This window comes from Danxiaibacter flavus (assembly GCF_041060425.1).
GTDB classification, from domain to species: domain Bacteria; phylum Bacteroidota; class Bacteroidia; order Chitinophagales; family Chitinophagaceae; genus Danxiaibacter; species Danxiaibacter flavus.
The window spans coordinates 114,006-131,830 of the sequence record NZ_JAULBC010000003.1 but is presented as its reverse complement, the minus strand read 5'-3'; the positions used below and the strand labels follow the sequence as shown (position 1 = coordinate 131,830).

Sequence of the window (17,825 nt, the reverse complement as noted above, 5' to 3'; positions counted from 1 at the left end):
GATGCCCGCCCGTACCGACGGCACGTTCGGGCGGGTACGATGTTTTAGAGACCGCGGCATTCCAGACTTACCAGATTAAAGTAACAGGGAATTAGGTACGATTTACGATGTTTTAAGCTTCGTAAATCGTGCTTAATCCCTATTTTTGGAGCAGTTGCTTAGCTATTAAACTATTGTACTGCTTCCGTATGACGCCAAAACTGATCAGGAAAAAACTGCACCGCGCGCTTCTGCTTATTTTATGCATCTGTGCAGCATTTGTTTCACACGGTCAGCAAAACGATTATCCATTCTCACAACTCAGTGTCTTTGATGGTTTATCTCAAAACCAGGTTAATTGTACTTATAAGGATCCCAGGGGATTTCTTTGGTTTGGAACGTTGTCAGGCTTAAGTCGCTATGATGGCTATACCTTCAAAATTTTTCGTCATAACTCACAGGATTCGTTATCACTTATCGACGATTATATTCTCAGGATTACCGAAGCGCCGGCAAACCGGATGTTTATTCTCACGCGCAACGGTTACAGTATTTACGATCCTGCCAAAGAACAATTTCTGAATGGAAGTTCTTTTTTGCAGTCGCTGGGACTTCCTGCATACAACCTGACGACAATAATTAAAACCAATGGGGATTTTTGGTTTGTCTACGCGAATGATGGCGTGTTTCGTTACAGCGCCGGCAAAATATCAAAAGTTACACACATCGACAGCGATGCGTTTTCACCAGATGCAAGCCCAATAACGGATGCGCAAAAAGACAGCCACGGAAATATTGTGCTCATTCATACCAATGGCTTATTGGAAAAGCTGGATAATCATTCACTTCGCATAAGTTTTCGGACAACTGCCCTCAGCAAATTTGTCGGTACAAAAACCTACACATACAATCTATTTGTCGACAATAAAGATGATGCGTGGTTGTACATACCAACCAGTGCGCTGGGTGTTTTTTATTATCCTGTTTTTGCAGCGGAAGCCAGGCAGCTTACAAAAGAAAACGGCCTGCTCAACAATAATATCATCAGCTCAGTTATACAGGACAATAATGGAAAAATCTGGATAGGTACGGATCATGGCGGGGTTAACATCATCAACAAAAACAATTTTCAGCTAACGGTTCTTACTTCAAAAGAAGAGAACAATAAAACGCTTGCGGAAAACAGCATTTATTCATTATACAAAGATGATCTTGGTATTATATGGGTGGGCACCTACAAAAAAGGCATCAGCTATTATACAGAAAACAAAGCAAAGTTTGCGCTGTATAAGCATAATCCGTATGATGCTGCCAGTTTGCCTTTTGATGATGTCAACAGGTTTGCTGAAGATAGCAATGGGAATCTTTGGATTGGCACTAACGGTGGTGGCTTAATATACTTTAACCGTAAAAACAATACCTATACAAGATACAGGCATCAGCCCAATAACAAGAATTCTATTGGCAATGATATAATCGTAAGCCTTTGGATTGACCATAAACAACGAGTGTGGATCGGATCTTACTACGGCGGACTCGATTGCTTTGATGGCAATAAGTTCATTCACTACAAGCATAACGAAAAGGATTCAACGACTATTGCAGACGATAGGATATGGGACATTTTTGAAGATAGCTCAAATACACTTTGGATCGGCACGTTGGGGAATGGGTTTGACAAATTCGACGAATCAAAAAAAGTTTTTTATCACCATAAAGCGGTTTTGGCTGGTTCCAATTTTGTGTCGTCAATTACGGAAGATGGTGCCGGAAATATTTGGGTGGGCACAGCATATGGTGTTGATGTGCTCGATAAAAAAACAGGAAAAATTGCCCATTATTCCAGTGCTGCTAACAAACTGAGTAACGACAATGTTACTTTCGTTAGAAAGGATCTCAAAGGGAATATGTGGGTTGGTACCAGAGATGGGTTGAATGTGTTTAACCCTTCAAAACAAACCTTTCAATCTTTCACAACTAAAGATGGTTTACCGGATAACAATGTACTTACACTTTTGCAGGACAGCACGCATAATTTTTGGGTCAGCACACCAACCGGTATCTCTAAAATAGCCGCAACTGAAAAGAACGGCTTATTTACACTTGTCTGTAAGAATTACGATGAAAAAGACGGTCTGCAATCACGCATCTTCAATAATAATGCAGCTTTTAAAACAAGGGAAGAGGAACTGATGTTTGGTGGCCCTAATGGTTTTAACATTATTCAGCCGGCAAGTATTTCGCGTAATACAAATAAGCCTTCCATCGTACTCACCGGGTTTCAGTTGTTTAATGAGAGCGTACGTGTTGGAGAAAAATTCAATAAGCACATCATACTATCCAACGCAATAGCTGAGACAAATGAAATAGAATTGAAGTACAATGAAAATGTATTCTCTATCGACTTTGCCGCATTGAGTTATGTCAATGCAGATAAAAATACTTACGCATATAAACTGGATGGTTTTAACAGCGAGTGGCTGACGACTGATGGAAAAACAAGAAGGGCGACGTATACCAATCTTGATCCCGGTGAATATACATTCCAGGTAAAAGCTGCAAATGATGACGGCGTCTGGAACGACCAGGGCTTAAAACTCAAGATAAAAATATTGCCGCCTTTCTGGAAAACACCGCTGGCATACCTGCTTTACTTTATTATAGCAGTGACCATTTTCTGGTTCGCGCGCAGACTCGATATGCAACGCGCCAAAATGCGTTTTGAGCTTCAGCAACAGAAAAAAGAAGCGCAACGTTTGCATGAACTGGATATGATGAAGATAAAATTCTTCACAAATGTGAGTCATGAGTTCAGAACACCGCTTTCACTGATCTTAACGCCGCTGGAAAAAATCATCAATCAGTCAAGCAGTGATGATCAGCGGAAACAATTTCAGCTCATTCATAGAAATGCGCGAAGGGTGTTGAACCTGGTAAATCAACTGCTTGATTTTAGAAAGATGGAGGTTCACGAATTGAAGCTTCATGCCACAAAAGGTGATCTTGCGAAATTCATCCGAGAGGTATCATATTCTTTTACAGATCTCGCCGAAAATAAAAATATCCAGTTCAGCTATACATCTAACTGCAATCACTTAAATACATCTTTCGATCATGATAAGATCGAACGGATATTGTTTAACCTGCTTTCCAATGCTTTCAAGTTTACTCCTGAAAGAGGAAAAGTACAGGTTGAGGTAAATGTGAATCATACTGGGAAAGAAGCTTTGGCTGAGATTAAAATAAGTGATACGGGAATTGGCATTGCGCCTGAGAAGCAAGAAAAGATCTTCGAACGATTCTTTCAGAATGAAATTCCGGGCACCATGGTCAACCAGGGAAGCGGAATTGGTTTGTCCATCACAAAAGAATTTGTGCGGCTCCACAACGGCTACATCAGTGTGCAAAGCGAGCCGGATAAGGGAAGTCGCTTCACTGTTTTTCTTCCGTTTGGTGTTGAACATACTGTTGAAAATCTTTTACCATATCAGCCAGCTGTTTTGCCACAACCTGAGCCAACAGTTACAGTGAATGAAACGGCTGTGAATCAACCTGTCGCAGCCGCCAGTCACAATAAACCGGTTATCCTTTTGGTAGAAGACAATGAAGATTTCAGGTTTTATCTGAAAGATAACCTGAAAGAGTTCTATCACATTGTAGAAGCTGAAAACGGCCGCATTGGCTGGCAAAGAACTTTATCTGCGCATCCTGCAATTGTAGTAAGTGATGTAAGTATGCCTGAAATGGACGGGATCGAACTGTGCAAGAAAATAAAGCAAGACGCCAGAACAAGACATATTCCAGTGATGCTGCTTACGGCGTTGATAGGCGAGGAGCAGCAATTGAAAGGGCTGCAGACTGGCGCGACGGATTATATCACTAAGCCCTTCAGTTTTGAAATCCTTGTTTCCAGGATCAGGAATATCCTACATGAGCAGGAAGCCCTGAAACGTACCTATTCAAAACAGGTAGAGGCAAAGACCAGCGAAATCAAAGTCGGCTCGCCGGATGAAAGATTCATACAACAGGCACTGCAAATTGTAGAACAGAATTTATCCAATGCATCATTTTCTGTGGAAGAGCTAAGTCGCGGGTTATGCATGAGCAGGGTAGCGGTCTATAAGAAGATCTTTTCGCTGACGGGTAAAGCACCTATTGAGTTCATCCGTTCGGTTCGATTACAGCGTGCGGCACAATTACTGGAAAAAACAGAAATGAATATTGCGGAAGTGGCTTATGAAGTGGGTTTCAACAATCCCAAATATTTTACCAAATATTTCAAGGCCTTTTTTGGGCAGGTGCCATCGGTTTATGTTGCAGAAAAAAGAAAACAGGCTGGATCGAACGTAAAATCACAACCGGAGTAGGCTATTTCTTGTGGATCTTCCGGAGTTTTTTCGCTTTGTGAATAGAATCCACTTTCGCTTTAGCAAGTTCCAGAATGGTTGAATCGCAATCATCTTTCAATTCCTGGATCACTTTACTTACTTTTTGTTCCATTTGGCTGGAATCAAACCGTTTTTGCGGGAGCAGATCATCGTCTGCTGCATTGCGTCCATCACAGGAAGAAAAAAGTGCAACACTAAAAATTAATACGGCATATTTATTCATGAAAAGCAGAATCATATTTGAGTAAAGAATCAACCACTAACGGTACCCGGTATCGCTTTAACGAATCACACTGTTTTTGAATAATTTTAAAGGCAGAATCTATTCTCGAACTACCAATAGAGTCCATTCGTTGCCTGTATGAAATCAATTGATCCTCAGTATTATTGGTTGAATTACAGGCTGTGATAAAAAAAATCTTTACCAAAATGATAACAATTATTGGGGTTACATTTATTTTCACAACCGTATAATGTGTTAGAACGTAAATTTAAACAATGCCGCTAAAGGCTTTCAAAAATATCATCCCTGTTGTAGTTATCCTTCTTTTTTGTACACTATTTTTTTCAAATAATGTCCAGGCACAAAATGGAACCGGCCCTTACGATACTATCCGTGTAAATGCCTGCATTGAATCTAACGGCGATACAATCCCCTGTTCATGGCTTGATCCGGTATATGTTTATGCCCGGTTGTACGGTAAATACAAGCGCCAGGCAGCAGAATGGACGAGGTTGAGAAATGCAGTTTATGTTACTTATCCCTATGCCAAAGCGGCATCAAGGGTGATGAATGAAATCAACCGGCAACTGGTGAATGTAACGGACAAAAAGAAGCGAAAGGAAATCATCCGTTCACGGGAGAAAGACCTGAAAAAACAATTTGCCGACAAGCTAACCCAATTGTCGGTTTACCAGGGAAAAGTCCTCATGAAACTCATCTACCGCGAAACAGGTAATAATTGCTACGAAATAATTGATGAATACAAAGGCAGTTTCAATGCCGCTTTCTGGCAGACCGTCGCACTTGTCTTCGGCTCCAACCTCCGCCAGAACTACGATCCCCAAAATGCCGATAAGGCCATGGAAATGATTGTAAAGGATGTGGAGCGAATGTACGGATACACCTCGAGGTAAGACGCGTAAGACCGTAAGACCGTAAGACTGTAAGACCGTAAGACCGTAAGACACGTAAGATCGTAAGAGGGGTTGTTGCGGGTGGTACAGTGATTTTATTTTTGGGGCCGGCTTCACGCATGCCAGGAAAAACAATAAAGTGGTTGTTGAAGCAATTTTTCCTCAGGCGGTTTACGCTGTCTCATTAACATGCTTTCGGTCGGGATTTTGCAACCTTCAAAACATCTAACCAAAAGTTAAATAATATCTTCAGCTTACGTGTGATAGTTTTATATGCGCACCATTGCCGTCGCCCCCAACCTCTTACTATCTTACGGTCTTACATGTCTTACACGTCTTACATGTCTTACTATCTTACCTCTTACGCGTCTTACGATCTTACTGTCTTACGGTCTTTTATTTGTTCCTTCCTTCATCTTAATTTACCTTTGCAGCCAATTTAAATAGCTGGGTCTTAAGTTCATTTTCTTTGCCCGGATGAAAAATTGTCGATATACCTAATTGAGTGGTTTTAAATTAATTCTTAATGAAAGTAGATATACTGGCTTTTGGGGTTCATCCGGATGATGTGGAGCTTGGTTGTTCTGGTACATTGATCGCTGCAGTAAACGAAGGAAAAAAGGTTGCGGTTGTGGATTTGACAAGAGGGGAGCTGGGTACAAGAGGAACGGCAGAAACCCGTAAAACTGAAGCGGCAAAGGCTGCTGAAGTGATGGGGGTTGATGCACGCGAAAACCTTGGAATGGCCGATGGATTTTTTGAGCACAATGAGGCAAATGTCCGCAAGATCATTGCTGTTATAAGAAAATATCAACCGGAGATCGTTTTATGCAACGCTCCTGATGACAGACATCCTGATCACGGAAGAAGTTCTAAACTGGTTTCTGATGCATCGTTTCTTGCCGGATTAAGAAAAATTGAAACGGAGCTTGATGGCACAAGCCAGGAAGCATGGCGTCCGAAGTTTGTGTTTCACTATATCCAGGATCGCTATTTGAAACCTGATTTTGTGTATGACATTTCAAACTGGATGGAGAAGAAGATGGAAGCCATTTTGAGTTATACCACACAGTTTAACACGACAGATGCAAGCGAACCGGCAACTTATATATCGAATCCCGATTTTGTTGACGTAATAAAATCAAGGGCGCTTATGTTTGGCAAACGTATTGGCGTTAAATATGCCGAAGGATACATCACTACTAAAATGATCGGTGTTACGTCTTTCGACGCATTTATTCAACACACCACCTGACACCCTTTAAATTTTCACTTTTCAAATTAGATTTTTAATGCAAACGCCAAAGTTCACAACACACACACCTTCGTTTCACGCTGAGTTGAAAAAGAGGATCAACGATTACTTTACAGAAAAAGGTATTTCTCCTGCGGGCAACTATAAACTTTGGACAAAAGGGCTCATTCTCGTTGTTGGATTTATCGCATTGTATGTTCACGTTACTTTCTTCACGCCGGCATCAATGTGGCTGGCATGGGGTGAGTGTATCATCCTGGGTTGCCTGATTGCAGGTATCGGTTTTAACATTATGCACGATGGCGCGCACGGAAGCTTTAGTAATAGCCCGGTACTTAATAAGGCTGCAGCGGTAACACTTGGAGTTTTAGGTGGTAGCCATTTTATGTGGAACATGAAGCATAACGTAATTCACCACGCATACACTAACGTAGATGGCGTTGACGACGATATTGATGCAAAGCCTTTTCTAAGAATGGCTTCAACTCAGAAGAGATATAAAATGCATAAATACCAGCACCTGTATTTCTGGTTCTTCTATTGCTGGCTGCATGCCTTCTGGATCTTCTTTTCTGATTACAAAAAATACTTTACCAAGAAAATCGGTGATATTCCTTTGAAGAAAATGAGCTTTAAAGATCATTTTTACTTCTGGTTCCACAAAGTGCTTAGCTATTGTATGTTCCTGGTTGTTCCTTCAATTACTGTTGGTGTAGTGCCTGCAATTGTTGGCTTCATGACGGCAACACTTGCCGGTGGTTTTATCCTGAGCATCGTGTTTCAGCTGGCACACACTGTTGAACACACCTCTTTCCCAATGCCGGATGTTGTTACCGGAAAGCTGGAAGACGAGTGGGCTGTTCACCAGTTAAAAACAACGGCGAACTTCGCAACAAAAAATAAAGCGATCTCCTGGTATGTTGGCGGTTTGAACTTCCAGGTTGAGCACCACCTGTTCCCAAAAATTTCTCACATACATTATCCTGCAATCAGCAAGATCATCAAGAAAGCTTGTGAGGAATACAATGTGACTTATATCGAATACAAATACATGACCACTGCAGTTGCGTCTCATATTGCATTCCTGAAAGAAATGGGAAAAGCGTAGGGAATGTGCGAATGAATTGATGTGCAGATATGCAAATGGCATAAAAGAAAAGCCGGTTGATTAAAAGGTCAGCCGGTTTTTTTTTAGAATGAGTCCTACACTTTAAAAGTGTAGGACTCATTCTAAAAAGTATCTACAACATTAATGTGAAACAAACTTTAATCCGACAATAGATCCTATCAACGCTGCAATAAAGAATATGCGCCAGAAGTCGACCGGCTCTTTAAAGAAAATAATGCCTATGATAACGGTTCCGACGGCGCCGATACCTGTCCATACTGCATAAGCTGTACCCATGGGTAACGTTTGTGTTGCTTTATAAAGAAGAAGCATACTTACAGAAAGGCTTACAAAAAAGCCAATGATCCATAACATAGATGCGGTTCCGTTAGTTTCTTTTGCTTTGCCGAGACATGTAGTAAATCCTACTTCAAATAAACCTGCAATAATTAAAATGATCCAGTTCATATCTTAAATTGAGCTTGCAAAGTTGGTATATAGCAAGCACTTATTTTTTTACATAGGATAAAAAAGCGGTTGGCTGTCAGCTATTAGCTATCAGCAATTAGCCTGTGTGGGGATAGATTCGTAATAGCAGGCAGGCGGAAGTTGCTAGTCTGGTATTGATACTTGGATGGCGTTTAACAAATCCGTCATTGGTAGCTCTGAGTAACTAATTGTTGATAGTACTTAATAGCAGTTACTATTACACGGAGAAATACAGGAGGAGACAAGGAGTTGCACCGAGTTTTTGCGGCATCGTTACCTCGACGGGTAATTTGGTTAAGTACAATCATAAAGAGGGGCAGTACGCTTTTTTTCGGTAGCCCGTAGGGCTTAAAGTTCAATAGAAGTCCTAACATGCAAGGTCCTTATTGTCCGTAGGACATAAACCGATTTATTTGGTTAAAGCCCTAACGGGCTATTAGGTTCTCGATTCGATCATTTCTATTGAACTTAATTCCCTACCGGAAAAATTGCAACTTTTATAAAATCTGCGATTGGCTCTATAGGAGAAATCTCCCGGATATCTATTTGGATGCGATATTTTATGACGTTTGAATTAACTACTTTATTAAGGAATATCATGCTTGAGCTGATAGCTAATAGCTCACAGCTAACAGCTATTTCTGCTGCCTGATCCTACTCAGCGAAACCTGTGTTATTCCGAGATAGGATGCCACATAGCCAAGTTGCACGCGCTGAATAAGATGCGGAGTTGTATCCAACAATTCCTGGTAACGCTCTGTAGCTGATTTTGACTGGCGCGTTATAAACCGTTCTTCGGTTTTGATCAATTCCTGTTCGGCTAGTTTACGGCCCCAGTTTGCGAGGGCGATATCGTGATTAAAAAGTTCCTGCAAGTCTTCTCCTTTCAGCTTATACAAAATAGCATTTTCAAGCAATTCGACGCTTTCGTAACCGGGTTTATTATAAACGTATCCGTTGTAAGAAAGTACGATATCACCTTCAAACCCAAACCAGAAAGTCAGTTCAGATTCTTCGGTGTTGCAGTAAGCCCGTGCCGCGCCTTGCTCGATAAAGTAAATGTCTGTTTCTATCTTTCCCTCTTTAAAAAGAATGCGCCCCTTTTCCATTTGAACACGTTCAAGCATATGTGTCAACTTCGACAAGGACTTGACAGGCAGATGATGCAGGCTTGATATTTTCTTTAAAACGATATCCAACGGGCTTGATTTATTATCAAAAATAAAAAATGAAATAGATAAAGTAAATAATGTCAAAGAATTGAGTGCTTTCAGGACGTCAATTCGCGAATTGCCTTTAGACGCTTATTAATGCCAGATGTTCTACCTTTAGCTTAACATGAATTTCCAGGAATGATTAAAATGCTGTTATGCAACAAACAAAATGGTTTAGCAGGACTTTTGATTTTACGACTACACAGAATATTTTCCCTTCAATTATTGAACGTTTAGCCGGAACACCAGCCAGGCTGGAAGAAAAATTGAAATCAACCCCTGCAGATATTTTATCTGTAAGGATAGATGGCACCTGGACTATTAAAGAAAATATAGGGCATCTTACAGATCTTGAACCGCTCTGGCAGGGAAGACTTGAAGACATTTTGAATGGAGAGACTGAGTTGAGACCAACCGATCTCCAAAATACGGCAACATCAGAAGCCAATCACGATGCGGTTGCAATTGAAGTTCTGCTCAGTAATTTCAGAAATGCCAGGATGAAAACAATTCAGCTCCTCAATAATCTCGATGAAAAAGCCATTTTCAAATCTGCACTTCATCCGCGGCTAAAGACACCAATGAGAACTATGGATCTGTTCCTGTTTGTGGCTGAACACGATGATCACCATCTTTCACGTATGACTGAGCTTGCGAAGATTATTAATCACCAGTGAGTTCACCAGCTATTCTATCGTTACCGGTTTACCAAGGTATTTTGGCGATTTTCCGAATATGTAATCTGAGAATACCTTAACTCGTGCTAGTTTTTCGCGTATTTGTGTTTTTAGTCCCCATGTTCCCGCAACATCTTTCGCATTAAATGCAATAGCATTGATGTTTTCTTTTGAGGCAATATACAAAGCGCGTTCGTTGTGAAATGGCTGGGAAATAATCGTTACATCATGTTGGCCAAAAATCTCCCTCAACCTGACTATTGAATCAAATGTTCTAAATCCAGCAAAGTCTTCGTATATCAACGTAGAATCAATTCCCGCCTGGATCAGATCCGTTCGCATTAAGTCCGGCTCATTATAATCATTGCGGCCGTTATCACCACTAACAATAATGTACTTTATTTTTTGATGTCTAAGTAAATCGACCGCTGCATTTATGCGGTAAATGTAATATGGATTCAGGTTTCCGTTAGAAAGAAACTTGGCAGTCCCCAGTAATATTCCTGTTTTGTGAAAAGGGATCTTGTTGACATCTGTATATATTTTTCCTTCAGCGTTGCGTTTGATTTTTCTATCGCAGATGAAGATTGCAGTGAAAATCATGATCGCAAGAGACAAAATAATTTTCCATCCAGCTTTAAAAGTTAATAGGGGTTGGAAGACTTTCATAAGTAAGTTTTTAAGGATGTTATAGCGATCAGATTTGCTTGATTAAGACATAATCATCCATAACATAACCGTTACCAATATCCAGGATCATATTTTCCAACACCGTAAATCCATGCTTCAGGTAATAGGTGTACGCGGGATTGTTCTTATTTACATTTAATACAAGCTCAGTTGCGCCGTTTGTTTTAGCCACATCTACAACAGCTTCGGACAATGCTTTTCCCGCGCCGGAACGTTGAATAGTTGGCAAAACATATAATTTATGCAGCTTCCAGCGTTGAGGCGACAATGATGAATAAGGGCTGCATCCGGCAAATCCAATCGGTTTGTCCTCTTGTTCCGCAATAAAAAAGTGATGGTCGCCAGACATTTGCTCAGTCAACGTTTGTGTGTTATACATCAAATTCAGCATATAATCGATCTGCTCCTGCGAAATAATTCCGCTATAAGTATCCGGCCATGTATCTTTTGCTATCTGTTGAATAGCCGGTATATCATCTGTTGTTGCTTTTCTGATCTTCATATTACTTGCTATTTATGATGTAGTATTTTTTTTGTAAGCCAATGACTTAAAAATGCACTTCCTGCTCCTATGGCTGCTCCACCTAAAACATCTGTCGGGTAATGTGCACCGAGATATAAACGGGAATATCCTACACCTGCTGCCCACACATAAGCAGGCACTACTATGTACCATTTTTTATATTGAAGTGATAAACTGGTAGCTGTTGCAAAAGCCATTGTAGTGTGTCCTGAAGGAAAGGACTTTCCATCCTCATATTGATACGGGTAGATGTCCGGATACTTCTGATAGGGGCGGGGCCTGTTAATTGCAACCTTTAATCCTTCTGTCACCACGGCAGCTATCGCCAGGCTGCCAACCATTTCATATGCCTTAAACTGCGTTTCTTTGTCCTTTTTTATCGTACCCGCTATCCACAAACCCACAGGAACGCCCACACTTACAGGATATGCCGAGGCTGATGCGCCCTTCCATACAAATGAATTTGGGTTTTGAGGATTGATACTTTTCAACAAGTCTACATCCCAGTTCTGCGCGCGTAAAAATCCGAAGCTAAACAAAAAGCATCCCGTTAGAAGGATGCTTTTCAAGGTTGTTCCTATCATTAGTTATACGTTATAAGTTTTACGTTGACGTTATAAGTTATAAGTTATACGTTATACGTTGATCGAATTGTAGATTGTGTTGTAGTGTTTTACTATTCGGAGAAAATACCATTTCCTTTAATAAAGAAAAACGTATAACGTAACACGTATAACTTACAACTCCTCCCTCGCTTCAATAAACGTATCACGTATAACTTACAACTTATTACTTCTCTACAATGTACTAAGGCTTTCTTCTATCGTCCTGATCCTCGCCTGAGCATCCGCTTGTTTCTTTTTCTCCAGCTCAACAATTTCAGGTTTAGCGTTCTGAACAAATCTGTCGTTGCTTAATTTTTTCAGTACACTGTCAAGGAATTTCTGTTGATATTCCAGTTCTTTCGTCAACTCCTCTTTTAATGCAACTGTATCAACTTCTTTTTCAGTCTTGATAAAGAATTTATCTTTTTCAAGCGTAACCACGATTGTATTCGCAACTGCTTCCTGTGTATAAGAGATATTATCTGCATTTACCTGTTTAGCCAGGATATCGCTAATGGCCTTATACATATCTGTTGCTTCAGACTGAATATGCAGCTCGATACTTTCTTTAGGTTTGATCTGATTTTTGTTTCTTGCATCACGAATGGCAGAAATTACATTCTTCAGTAATTCCCCCTCCGTTAGTACAGTTTTGTCAGAAGATCCGATTGTATCAAATTGTTTTATACAGATGTCGTCTGCTCTTTCCTGCAACAGGTGATAGATCTCTTCTGTAATAAACGGCATATAAGGGTGGAGCAATTGCATCAATTGTTCAAAGAAGTAAATCGTTTTCTGAAAAACTGCAGCTTCAACCGGTTGCTCAAAACCAGGCTTAACCCACTCAAGGTACCAACTGCAGAAATCATCCCAGATCAGTGAGTAAATTGTTTTCAATGCCTCACTCAAGCGGAACTGGCTCATCAGGCTGTCAACCTGCGCGCGCGCCTCCTGAAGGCGATTGTCGAACCAATTGATCGCAAAGTTGGAAGTTGATGCTACCTCTTGTGAACCGTCTGCAACTCTTGCCCCCCACATTTTAACCAGCTTCAATGCATTCCACAGCTTGTTATTGAAATTGCGTCCCTGTTCCAGAGAAGCTTCATCAAACAACAGATCATTTCCGGCAGGGGAAGAGATCATAATGCCGAAACGAACAGCATCTGCACCATATTTATCAATCAGCATAAGCAGGTCGGGAGAGTTACCCAGCTGCTTACTCATTTTTCTGCCCAGTTTATCACGCACCATTCCGGTGAAGTACACATCACTAAAAGGCTTTTCTTTCTTGAATTCAAAGCCCGCCATAATCATGCGTGCGACCCAGAAGAAAATAATATCCTGTCCTGTTACCAATACAGAAGTAGGGTAGTAGTAGTTGAAGTCTTCATTATCCGGCTCTGTAATTCCGTTGAAAACTTCCATTGGCCACAACCAGGAGGAAAACCAGGTATCCAATACGTCTTCGTCCTGCCTGAGTGTTCCGCCGTTTTTATTTAATTTCTGCGCTTCTTCTGCAGTTTCGGCAACATAACAATTACCTTGTTCATCATACCACGCGGGAATACGCTGTCCCCACCACAGCTGACGGCTGATACACCAGTCTTTTACATTTTCCAGCCAGTATTTATAAGTAGCCAAAAACTTATCGCCCGGGTGAATTCTGATATCTCCATCTACCACAGCTCTAAGCGCGGGCTCAGCAAGCTCTTTCATTTTCAAAAACCATTGTGTAGAAATGCGGGGTTCTACTACGGTATCCGGATTGCGCTGGCTGTACCCTAAACGTGTACTGTATTCTTCTTCTTTAACTAAAAGACCTTCTTCTTTCAGCTGAGCGATGGCTTTTTTACGCGCAACAAATCTGTCAAGTCCAACAAAAACTTGCGCAGCTTCACTTAGTGTACCATCCTCATTCAATGTATCAATTACTTCAAGGTTGTGCTTAAGACCAAGATTGTAGTCATTTATGTCGTGTGCAGGCGTAACTTTCAAAGCACCTGTACCGAATTCTTTATCTACATACTCATCAAAAATAACAGGCACAGATCTGTTCACTAAAGGAACGATCACTCTTTTACCAGCGAGGTGAGCATATCTTTCGTCTGTCGGGTTAACGCAAATCGCTGTATCACCCATAATTGTTTCAGGGCGCTGCGTTGCAATAACAATAAATTCGTCTGAACCTTCTACCCGGTATTTTACATGATATAATTTCCCCTGCAATTCTTTATACTCAACTTCTTCATCACTTAAAGCTGTTTTGGCAGCAGGATCCCAGTTGATCATTCTCGCACCGCGATAGATCAAACCTTTATTATATAGTTCAGTAAAGACTTTCATTACAGCTTTATAGTAATGATCATCCATTGTAAAGCTTACTCTGTCCCAATCCACACTACAGCCAAGGCGTTCGATCTGGTTGTAGATGATATTGCCATATTTTTCTTTCCATTCAAATGCGTATCCAAGAAATTCTTCGCGTGTAAGGTCAGCTTTCTTAATTCCTTTTTCCTTTTCCAGCATATGCACCACTTTCGCCTCTGTTGCAATAGAAGCGTGGTCACTACCGGGAACCCAGCAAGCGTTAAAGCCACTCATGCGTGCCTTTCTAACAAGAATATCCTGCACTGTTTCGTTCAAAGTGTGACCAAGGTGCAAAACGCCGGTGACGTTAGGCGGAGGGATAACGACCGTGAAGGCTTTACGGCCGTCCGGTTTGCTGTTGAAGTATTTTTTATCCGACCAATGGCGCGTCCACTTTTGTTCAATTAACGCAGGTTCAAAATTTTTACTCAGTTCCATATAGTAATTTCTAAAAAAGCCTTTTTATTAGGGCTGCAAAGGTACGAATTCCGGCGCACGTATGGAGATTTTCGCGTAAGCATTTCAGGCGGGATATATTTCACGCGGCGGGCGCAAAGAAGCAGCGCCGTTGCTCCGTAGCGATCGCCGCGAGAAAAAAATCTTATTTCTCGCAGCGGACGCAGAGAAGCGGCGAAGCAGCGGAACTTACGCAGCGCCGTTGCTCCGTAGCGGTCGCCGCGAGAAAAAAATCTTATTTCACGCAGCGGGCGCAAAGAAGCAGCGACGCAACGGGAATTTCACACGGCGCCGTTGCCCCGTTGCGGTCGCCGCGAGAAATCAAGGCACAAAAAAAACCTTTCCAAAGGAAAGGCATTAAATATTATAACCCTGGTTTAATTCTATTGAAGAAGCATCCTTGCATCCCAGTTGCTTATGCCAGACAGTTTACCGGCAGCAGAAGCTGGTTGTCCGTTATCCTCATCCATGCTTTTTTGACATTTCATTTCTTCAGCGCTTTTTTCGGAAAAAATGCAAACCGACTTCTTCACTTTCTCGCGTGCTTTACTAAGCAAGCCATATCCTCTTGTGCAACTTGCAAAAAGGAAAATTAATGCGATTAAAGGTAATAGTTTGGTCATACAGCAGAAAAATTGGAAGGTGTAAAGGTAGTGTTAATCCGAAAATGTGATTGTTAAATAAAAATTATAGTTGAAACACCCAGAATTATGGCGGTGCTGTATATTTTTTTGGCATTCAATTCATATTTATATTTTAACTAACGGATGTTCTCAATTTGCCTATTCATACAGATAGCTTATCTTAGCGACCCAAAAATTTATAACCTTCCTAAAAACAGTAGAAAATGGCAAAATATAAAGCCGGTGTCCTATTTGGCGACGAGCTGGAAGCACTGTACAACGATGCAAAAGAGAACAAATTCGCAATGCCCGCGGTAAACGTAACAGGTACTGACTCTGTTAACGCGGTTTTAGAAACAGCAGCAAAGGTTAACTCACCGGTAATTATTCAGTTTAGTAACGGTGGTGCACAATTCTTTGCAGGAAAGGGCATGCCGAACGACAATCTTCAGGCAAATATCATTGGTGCGGTAAGCGGCGCTCAGCACGTTCATAATGTTGCAAAATATTATGGTGTTCCCGTTGTTCTTCATACGGATCACGCGGCAAAAAAATGGTTGCCATGGATCGATGGTCTGTTGACTGCAGGTGAAGAATTTAAGGCGAAAAACGGACAGCCTTTATTCAGTTCTCACATGCTTGATCTTAGTGAAGAACCTCTGCATGAAAACATCGAGATCTCAGCTAACTATTTCAAACGCATCAACGCTTTAGGCATGAGCATTGAAATCGAACTGGGTGTTACAGGTGGTGAAGAAGATGGTGTTGACAACTCAGACGTAGAAAATTCTAAATTATATACTCAGCCACAGGATGTAGCTGAAGCGTACGATGCTTTATCTGCAATCGGTTCACGTTTCACCATCGCGGCCTCTTTCGGTAACGTACACGGTGTATACAGCCCGGGTAATGTTCAGCTAAGACCAGAAATTTTGAAAAACAGCCAGATCTATCTTGCTGAGAAATTGGGATTAGCTGCAGGCTCTAAACCATTGTACTTTGTATTCCATGGTGGTAGCGGTTCTGCAAAAGAGCAGATCAATGAAACACTTGATTATGGTGTAATTAAAATGAACATTGATACAGATATGCAATGGGCATTCTGGGAAGGTGTTCTTAATTTCTACAAAAAGAACGAAGGCTATCTGCAAACACAATTAGGTAATCCTGAAGGTGCAGATAAACCAAATAAGAAATACTACGATCCACGCGTTTGGTTAAGAAAAGGCGAAGAAAATTTCGTTAAGAGATTGGAAGAAGCTTTTGCTGATCTGAATTGTATCAATAAGAATTAGGCGTAAGGTTTAAGGTATCAGGTATCAGGTTTGGAACCTGTTTACTTAATCTGATAGAACTTAAGTCTCCGCATTAAATAGTAGAAAAAAAGAGGAACGATTGTTCCTCTTTTTTGTTTGTATTTCGTCAGTCAGGCATTCGCACCAGTTTTTACTTTTTACTTTTGAATTTTTACTTCATCTCACTAATACAATTTATTTCACGAATCAACTCCTCAAAATAAGTCGGGGCATTAAGCAGCCTCGAACCGTACCAGCTAAACATTTCACCGTCCACAAGCATCACCTGTACTTCAGGCATGTAGCGTTTAATTTCTTCGATATGTTTTTCTTTGAAAGGATAGGGTTCGCTTGAAAGAAAAACAATTCCGGGACGCGCTGCAATCATTTTCTCAATATTTATTTCTGGATAGCGGTTGTGGTTTGCAAATACATTTACAAAACCACACTTTGAAAGGAGATTGCTGATGAAGGTATCTCCACCAATAGTCATGTATGGGTTTCGCCAGATCAGGTAACAAACCCTGAATTGAACGGAAGAAGGAGTGAAGCTGTTAAACCTTTCGCTGATCTGTTGTGCAATTGCTTTTGCCTCTGACTCCTTGCCGGTAAGTATACCGATCTGCTCAATCATATCAAGCGATTGTTCAAGTCTGTTGATATCGCTGATCCATACCGGCGCAATCTTTTCCAGTTCTTCAATTTGCGACTTTGTATTTTCCTCTTTATTGGCGATAATTAAATCCGGCTGTAATGCTTTTACGGCATCAATATTTACTGTCTTGGTTCCGCCGATTCTTTTTTTTGTTGAGTGCCATTCTTTTGGATGAATACAAAAACGTGTAATGCCGATTACTTCTTCATTCAATCCGAGGTGAAAAAGCAGTTCTGTCTGAGAAGGCACAATGGAAACAATGCGTTGTGCAGGTGCTTGTAGTTGCACTTTTCTGTTTAGCTGATCAATAATATTTACCATGACCGTCCTGGTTTTATTCAAGGATTTTGGTTTATCAGCCACA

Annotated in this window: 15 protein-coding genes; 6 read left to right on the top strand and 9 right to left on the bottom strand. The window is 41.0% G+C overall.

Going from position 1 to position 17,825, the window contains the following annotated elements; genetic code table 11:
• The first annotated feature begins 188 nt into the window (after nt 1–188).
• Nucleotides 189–4,346 carry a hybrid sensor histidine kinase/response regulator transcription factor gene (locus QTN47_RS11120; RefSeq protein WP_369329443.1) on the top strand — a complete coding sequence of 1,386 codons (4,158 nt, stop codon included), beginning with the start codon at nt 189–191 and terminating at the stop codon, nt 4,344–4,346.
• A 1-nt stretch (nt 4,347) separates the two neighbouring features.
• On the opposite strand, the gene QTN47_RS11115 is transcribed toward QTN47_RS11120, so the two are convergent.
• Nucleotides 4,348–4,590: a hypothetical protein gene (locus QTN47_RS11115; RefSeq protein ID WP_369329442.1), complete on the bottom strand. Its 243-nt coding sequence runs from the start codon at nt 4,588–4,590 to the stop codon at nt 4,348–4,350.
• 275 nt (nt 4,591–4,865) lie between these two features.
• Between QTN47_RS11115 and QTN47_RS11110 the strand changes: the two genes are divergently transcribed.
• From QTN47_RS11110 to QTN47_RS11100, 3 genes are all read left to right on the top strand, one after another.
• A complete protein-coding gene (locus tag QTN47_RS11110) occupies nt 4,866–5,504 on the top strand; it encodes a DUF4294 domain-containing protein (RefSeq protein ID WP_369329441.1) in 639 nt (212 codons plus the stop codon).
• A 526-nt stretch (nt 5,505–6,030) separates the two neighbouring features.
• Nucleotides 6,031–6,759: a bacillithiol biosynthesis deacetylase BshB1 gene (gene bshB1 / locus QTN47_RS11105; protein WP_369329440.1), complete on the top strand. Its 729-nt coding sequence runs from the start codon at nt 6,031–6,033 to the stop codon at nt 6,757–6,759.
• Nucleotides 6,760–6,796: 37 nt separating this feature from the next.
• Nucleotides 6,797–7,867, top strand: a complete 1,071-nt coding sequence (locus QTN47_RS11100) for a fatty acid desaturase family protein (protein WP_369329439.1) — start codon at nt 6,797–6,799, stop codon at nt 7,865–7,867.
• Nucleotides 7,868–8,008: 141 nt separating this feature from the next.
• Here QTN47_RS11100 and QTN47_RS11095 read toward each other — a convergent pair whose 3' ends face one another.
• Nucleotides 8,009–8,335 (bottom strand): DMT family transporter, encoded by a 327-nt coding sequence (locus QTN47_RS11095; RefSeq protein ID WP_369329438.1) that lies wholly within the window; start codon nt 8,333–8,335, stop codon nt 8,009–8,011.
• A 656-nt stretch (nt 8,336–8,991) separates the two neighbouring features.
• A complete protein-coding gene (locus QTN47_RS11090) occupies nt 8,992–9,483 on the bottom strand; it encodes a Crp/Fnr family transcriptional regulator (protein ID WP_369329437.1) in 492 nt (163 codons plus the stop codon).
• 242 nt (nt 9,484–9,725) lie between these two features.
• Between QTN47_RS11090 and QTN47_RS11085 the strand changes: the two genes are divergently transcribed.
• The gene (locus QTN47_RS11085) at nt 9,726–10,247 is read left to right on the top strand and encodes a DinB family protein (protein WP_369329436.1); all 522 of its coding nucleotides are present in this window, start codon (nt 9,726–9,728) and stop codon (nt 10,245–10,247) included.
• Nucleotides 10,248–10,256: 9 nt separating this feature from the next.
• Here QTN47_RS11085 and QTN47_RS11080 read toward each other — a convergent pair whose 3' ends face one another.
• The 5 genes from QTN47_RS11080 to QTN47_RS11060 all read right to left on the bottom strand — a co-directional run bounded on the left by QTN47_RS11080 (nt 10,257) and on the right by QTN47_RS11060 (nt 15,511).
• Nucleotides 10,257–10,916 (bottom strand): SanA/YdcF family protein, encoded by a 660-nt coding sequence (locus QTN47_RS11080; RefSeq protein ID WP_369329435.1) that lies wholly within the window; start codon nt 10,914–10,916, stop codon nt 10,257–10,259.
• 28 nt (nt 10,917–10,944) lie between these two features.
• A complete protein-coding gene (locus QTN47_RS11075; protein ID WP_369329434.1) occupies nt 10,945–11,439 on the bottom strand; it encodes a GNAT family N-acetyltransferase in 495 nt (164 codons plus the stop codon).
• Between the two features lie 8 nt (nt 11,440–11,447).
• On the bottom strand, nt 11,448–12,044 hold the full coding sequence (locus QTN47_RS11070) for a phosphatase PAP2 family protein (protein WP_369329433.1): 597 nt from the start codon (nt 12,042–12,044) through the stop codon (nt 11,448–11,450).
• A 213-nt stretch (nt 12,045–12,257) separates the two neighbouring features.
• The gene (locus QTN47_RS11065) at nt 12,258–14,870 is read right to left on the bottom strand and encodes a valine--tRNA ligase (RefSeq protein ID WP_369329432.1); all 2,613 of its coding nucleotides are present in this window, start codon (nt 14,868–14,870) and stop codon (nt 12,258–12,260) included.
• A gap of 401 nt (nt 14,871–15,271) precedes the next feature.
• Nucleotides 15,272–15,511 (bottom strand): hypothetical protein, encoded by a 240-nt coding sequence (locus QTN47_RS11060; RefSeq protein WP_369329431.1) that lies wholly within the window; start codon nt 15,509–15,511, stop codon nt 15,272–15,274.
• Nucleotides 15,512–15,735: 224 nt separating this feature from the next.
• On the opposite strand from QTN47_RS11060, the gene fbaA reads away from it, so the two are divergent.
• Nucleotides 15,736–16,806: a class II fructose-bisphosphate aldolase gene (fbaA, locus tag QTN47_RS11055; protein ID WP_369329430.1), complete on the top strand. Its 1,071-nt coding sequence runs from the start codon at nt 15,736–15,738 to the stop codon at nt 16,804–16,806.
• A gap of 172 nt (nt 16,807–16,978) precedes the next feature.
• On the opposite strand, the gene QTN47_RS11050 is transcribed toward fbaA, so the two are convergent.
• Complete coding sequence (locus tag QTN47_RS11050) at nt 16,979–17,782, bottom strand: ABC transporter substrate-binding protein (protein ID WP_369329429.1); 804 nt, start codon at nt 17,780–17,782, stop codon at nt 16,979–16,981.
• Between the last annotated feature and the right edge of the window lie 43 nt (nt 17,783–17,825).

Excerpts from the sequence above, each read along its gene's own strand:
- QTN47_RS11120 (WP_369329443.1), top strand. The coding sequence starts at position 189 with ATGACGCCAAAACTGATCAGGAAAAAACTGCACCGCGCGCTTCTGCTT.
- QTN47_RS11115 (WP_369329442.1), bottom strand. The coding sequence starts at position 4,590 with ATGAATAAATATGCCGTATTAATTTTTAGTGTTGCACTTTTTTCTTCC.
- QTN47_RS11110 (WP_369329441.1), top strand. The coding sequence starts at position 4,866 with ATGCCGCTAAAGGCTTTCAAAAATATCATCCCTGTTGTAGTTATCCTT.
- bshB1 (WP_369329440.1), top strand. The coding sequence starts at position 6,031 with ATGAAAGTAGATATACTGGCTTTTGGGGTTCATCCGGATGATGTGGAG.
- QTN47_RS11100 (WP_369329439.1), top strand. The coding sequence starts at position 6,797 with ATGCAAACGCCAAAGTTCACAACACACACACCTTCGTTTCACGCTGAG.
- QTN47_RS11095 (WP_369329438.1), bottom strand. The coding sequence starts at position 8,335 with ATGAACTGGATCATTTTAATTATTGCAGGTTTATTTGAAGTAGGATTT.
- QTN47_RS11090 (WP_369329437.1), bottom strand. The coding sequence starts at position 9,483 with ATGCTTGAACGTGTTCAAATGGAAAAGGGGCGCATTCTTTTTAAAGAG.
- QTN47_RS11085 (WP_369329436.1), top strand. The coding sequence starts at position 9,726 with ATGCAACAAACAAAATGGTTTAGCAGGACTTTTGATTTTACGACTACA.
- QTN47_RS11080 (WP_369329435.1), bottom strand. The coding sequence starts at position 10,916 with ATGAAAGTCTTCCAACCCCTATTAACTTTTAAAGCTGGATGGAAAATT.
- QTN47_RS11075 (WP_369329434.1), bottom strand. The coding sequence starts at position 11,439 with ATGAAGATCAGAAAAGCAACAACAGATGATATACCGGCTATTCAACAG.
- QTN47_RS11070 (WP_369329433.1), bottom strand. The coding sequence starts at position 12,044 with ATGATAGGAACAACCTTGAAAAGCATCCTTCTAACGGGATGCTTTTTG.
- QTN47_RS11065 (WP_369329432.1), bottom strand. The coding sequence starts at position 14,870 with ATGGAACTGAGTAAAAATTTTGAACCTGCGTTAATTGAACAAAAGTGG.
- QTN47_RS11060 (WP_369329431.1), bottom strand. The coding sequence starts at position 15,511 with ATGACCAAACTATTACCTTTAATCGCATTAATTTTCCTTTTTGCAAGT.
- fbaA (WP_369329430.1), top strand. The coding sequence starts at position 15,736 with ATGGCAAAATATAAAGCCGGTGTCCTATTTGGCGACGAGCTGGAAGCA.
- QTN47_RS11050 (WP_369329429.1), bottom strand. The coding sequence starts at position 17,782 with ATGGTAAATATTATTGATCAGCTAAACAGAAAAGTGCAACTACAAGCA.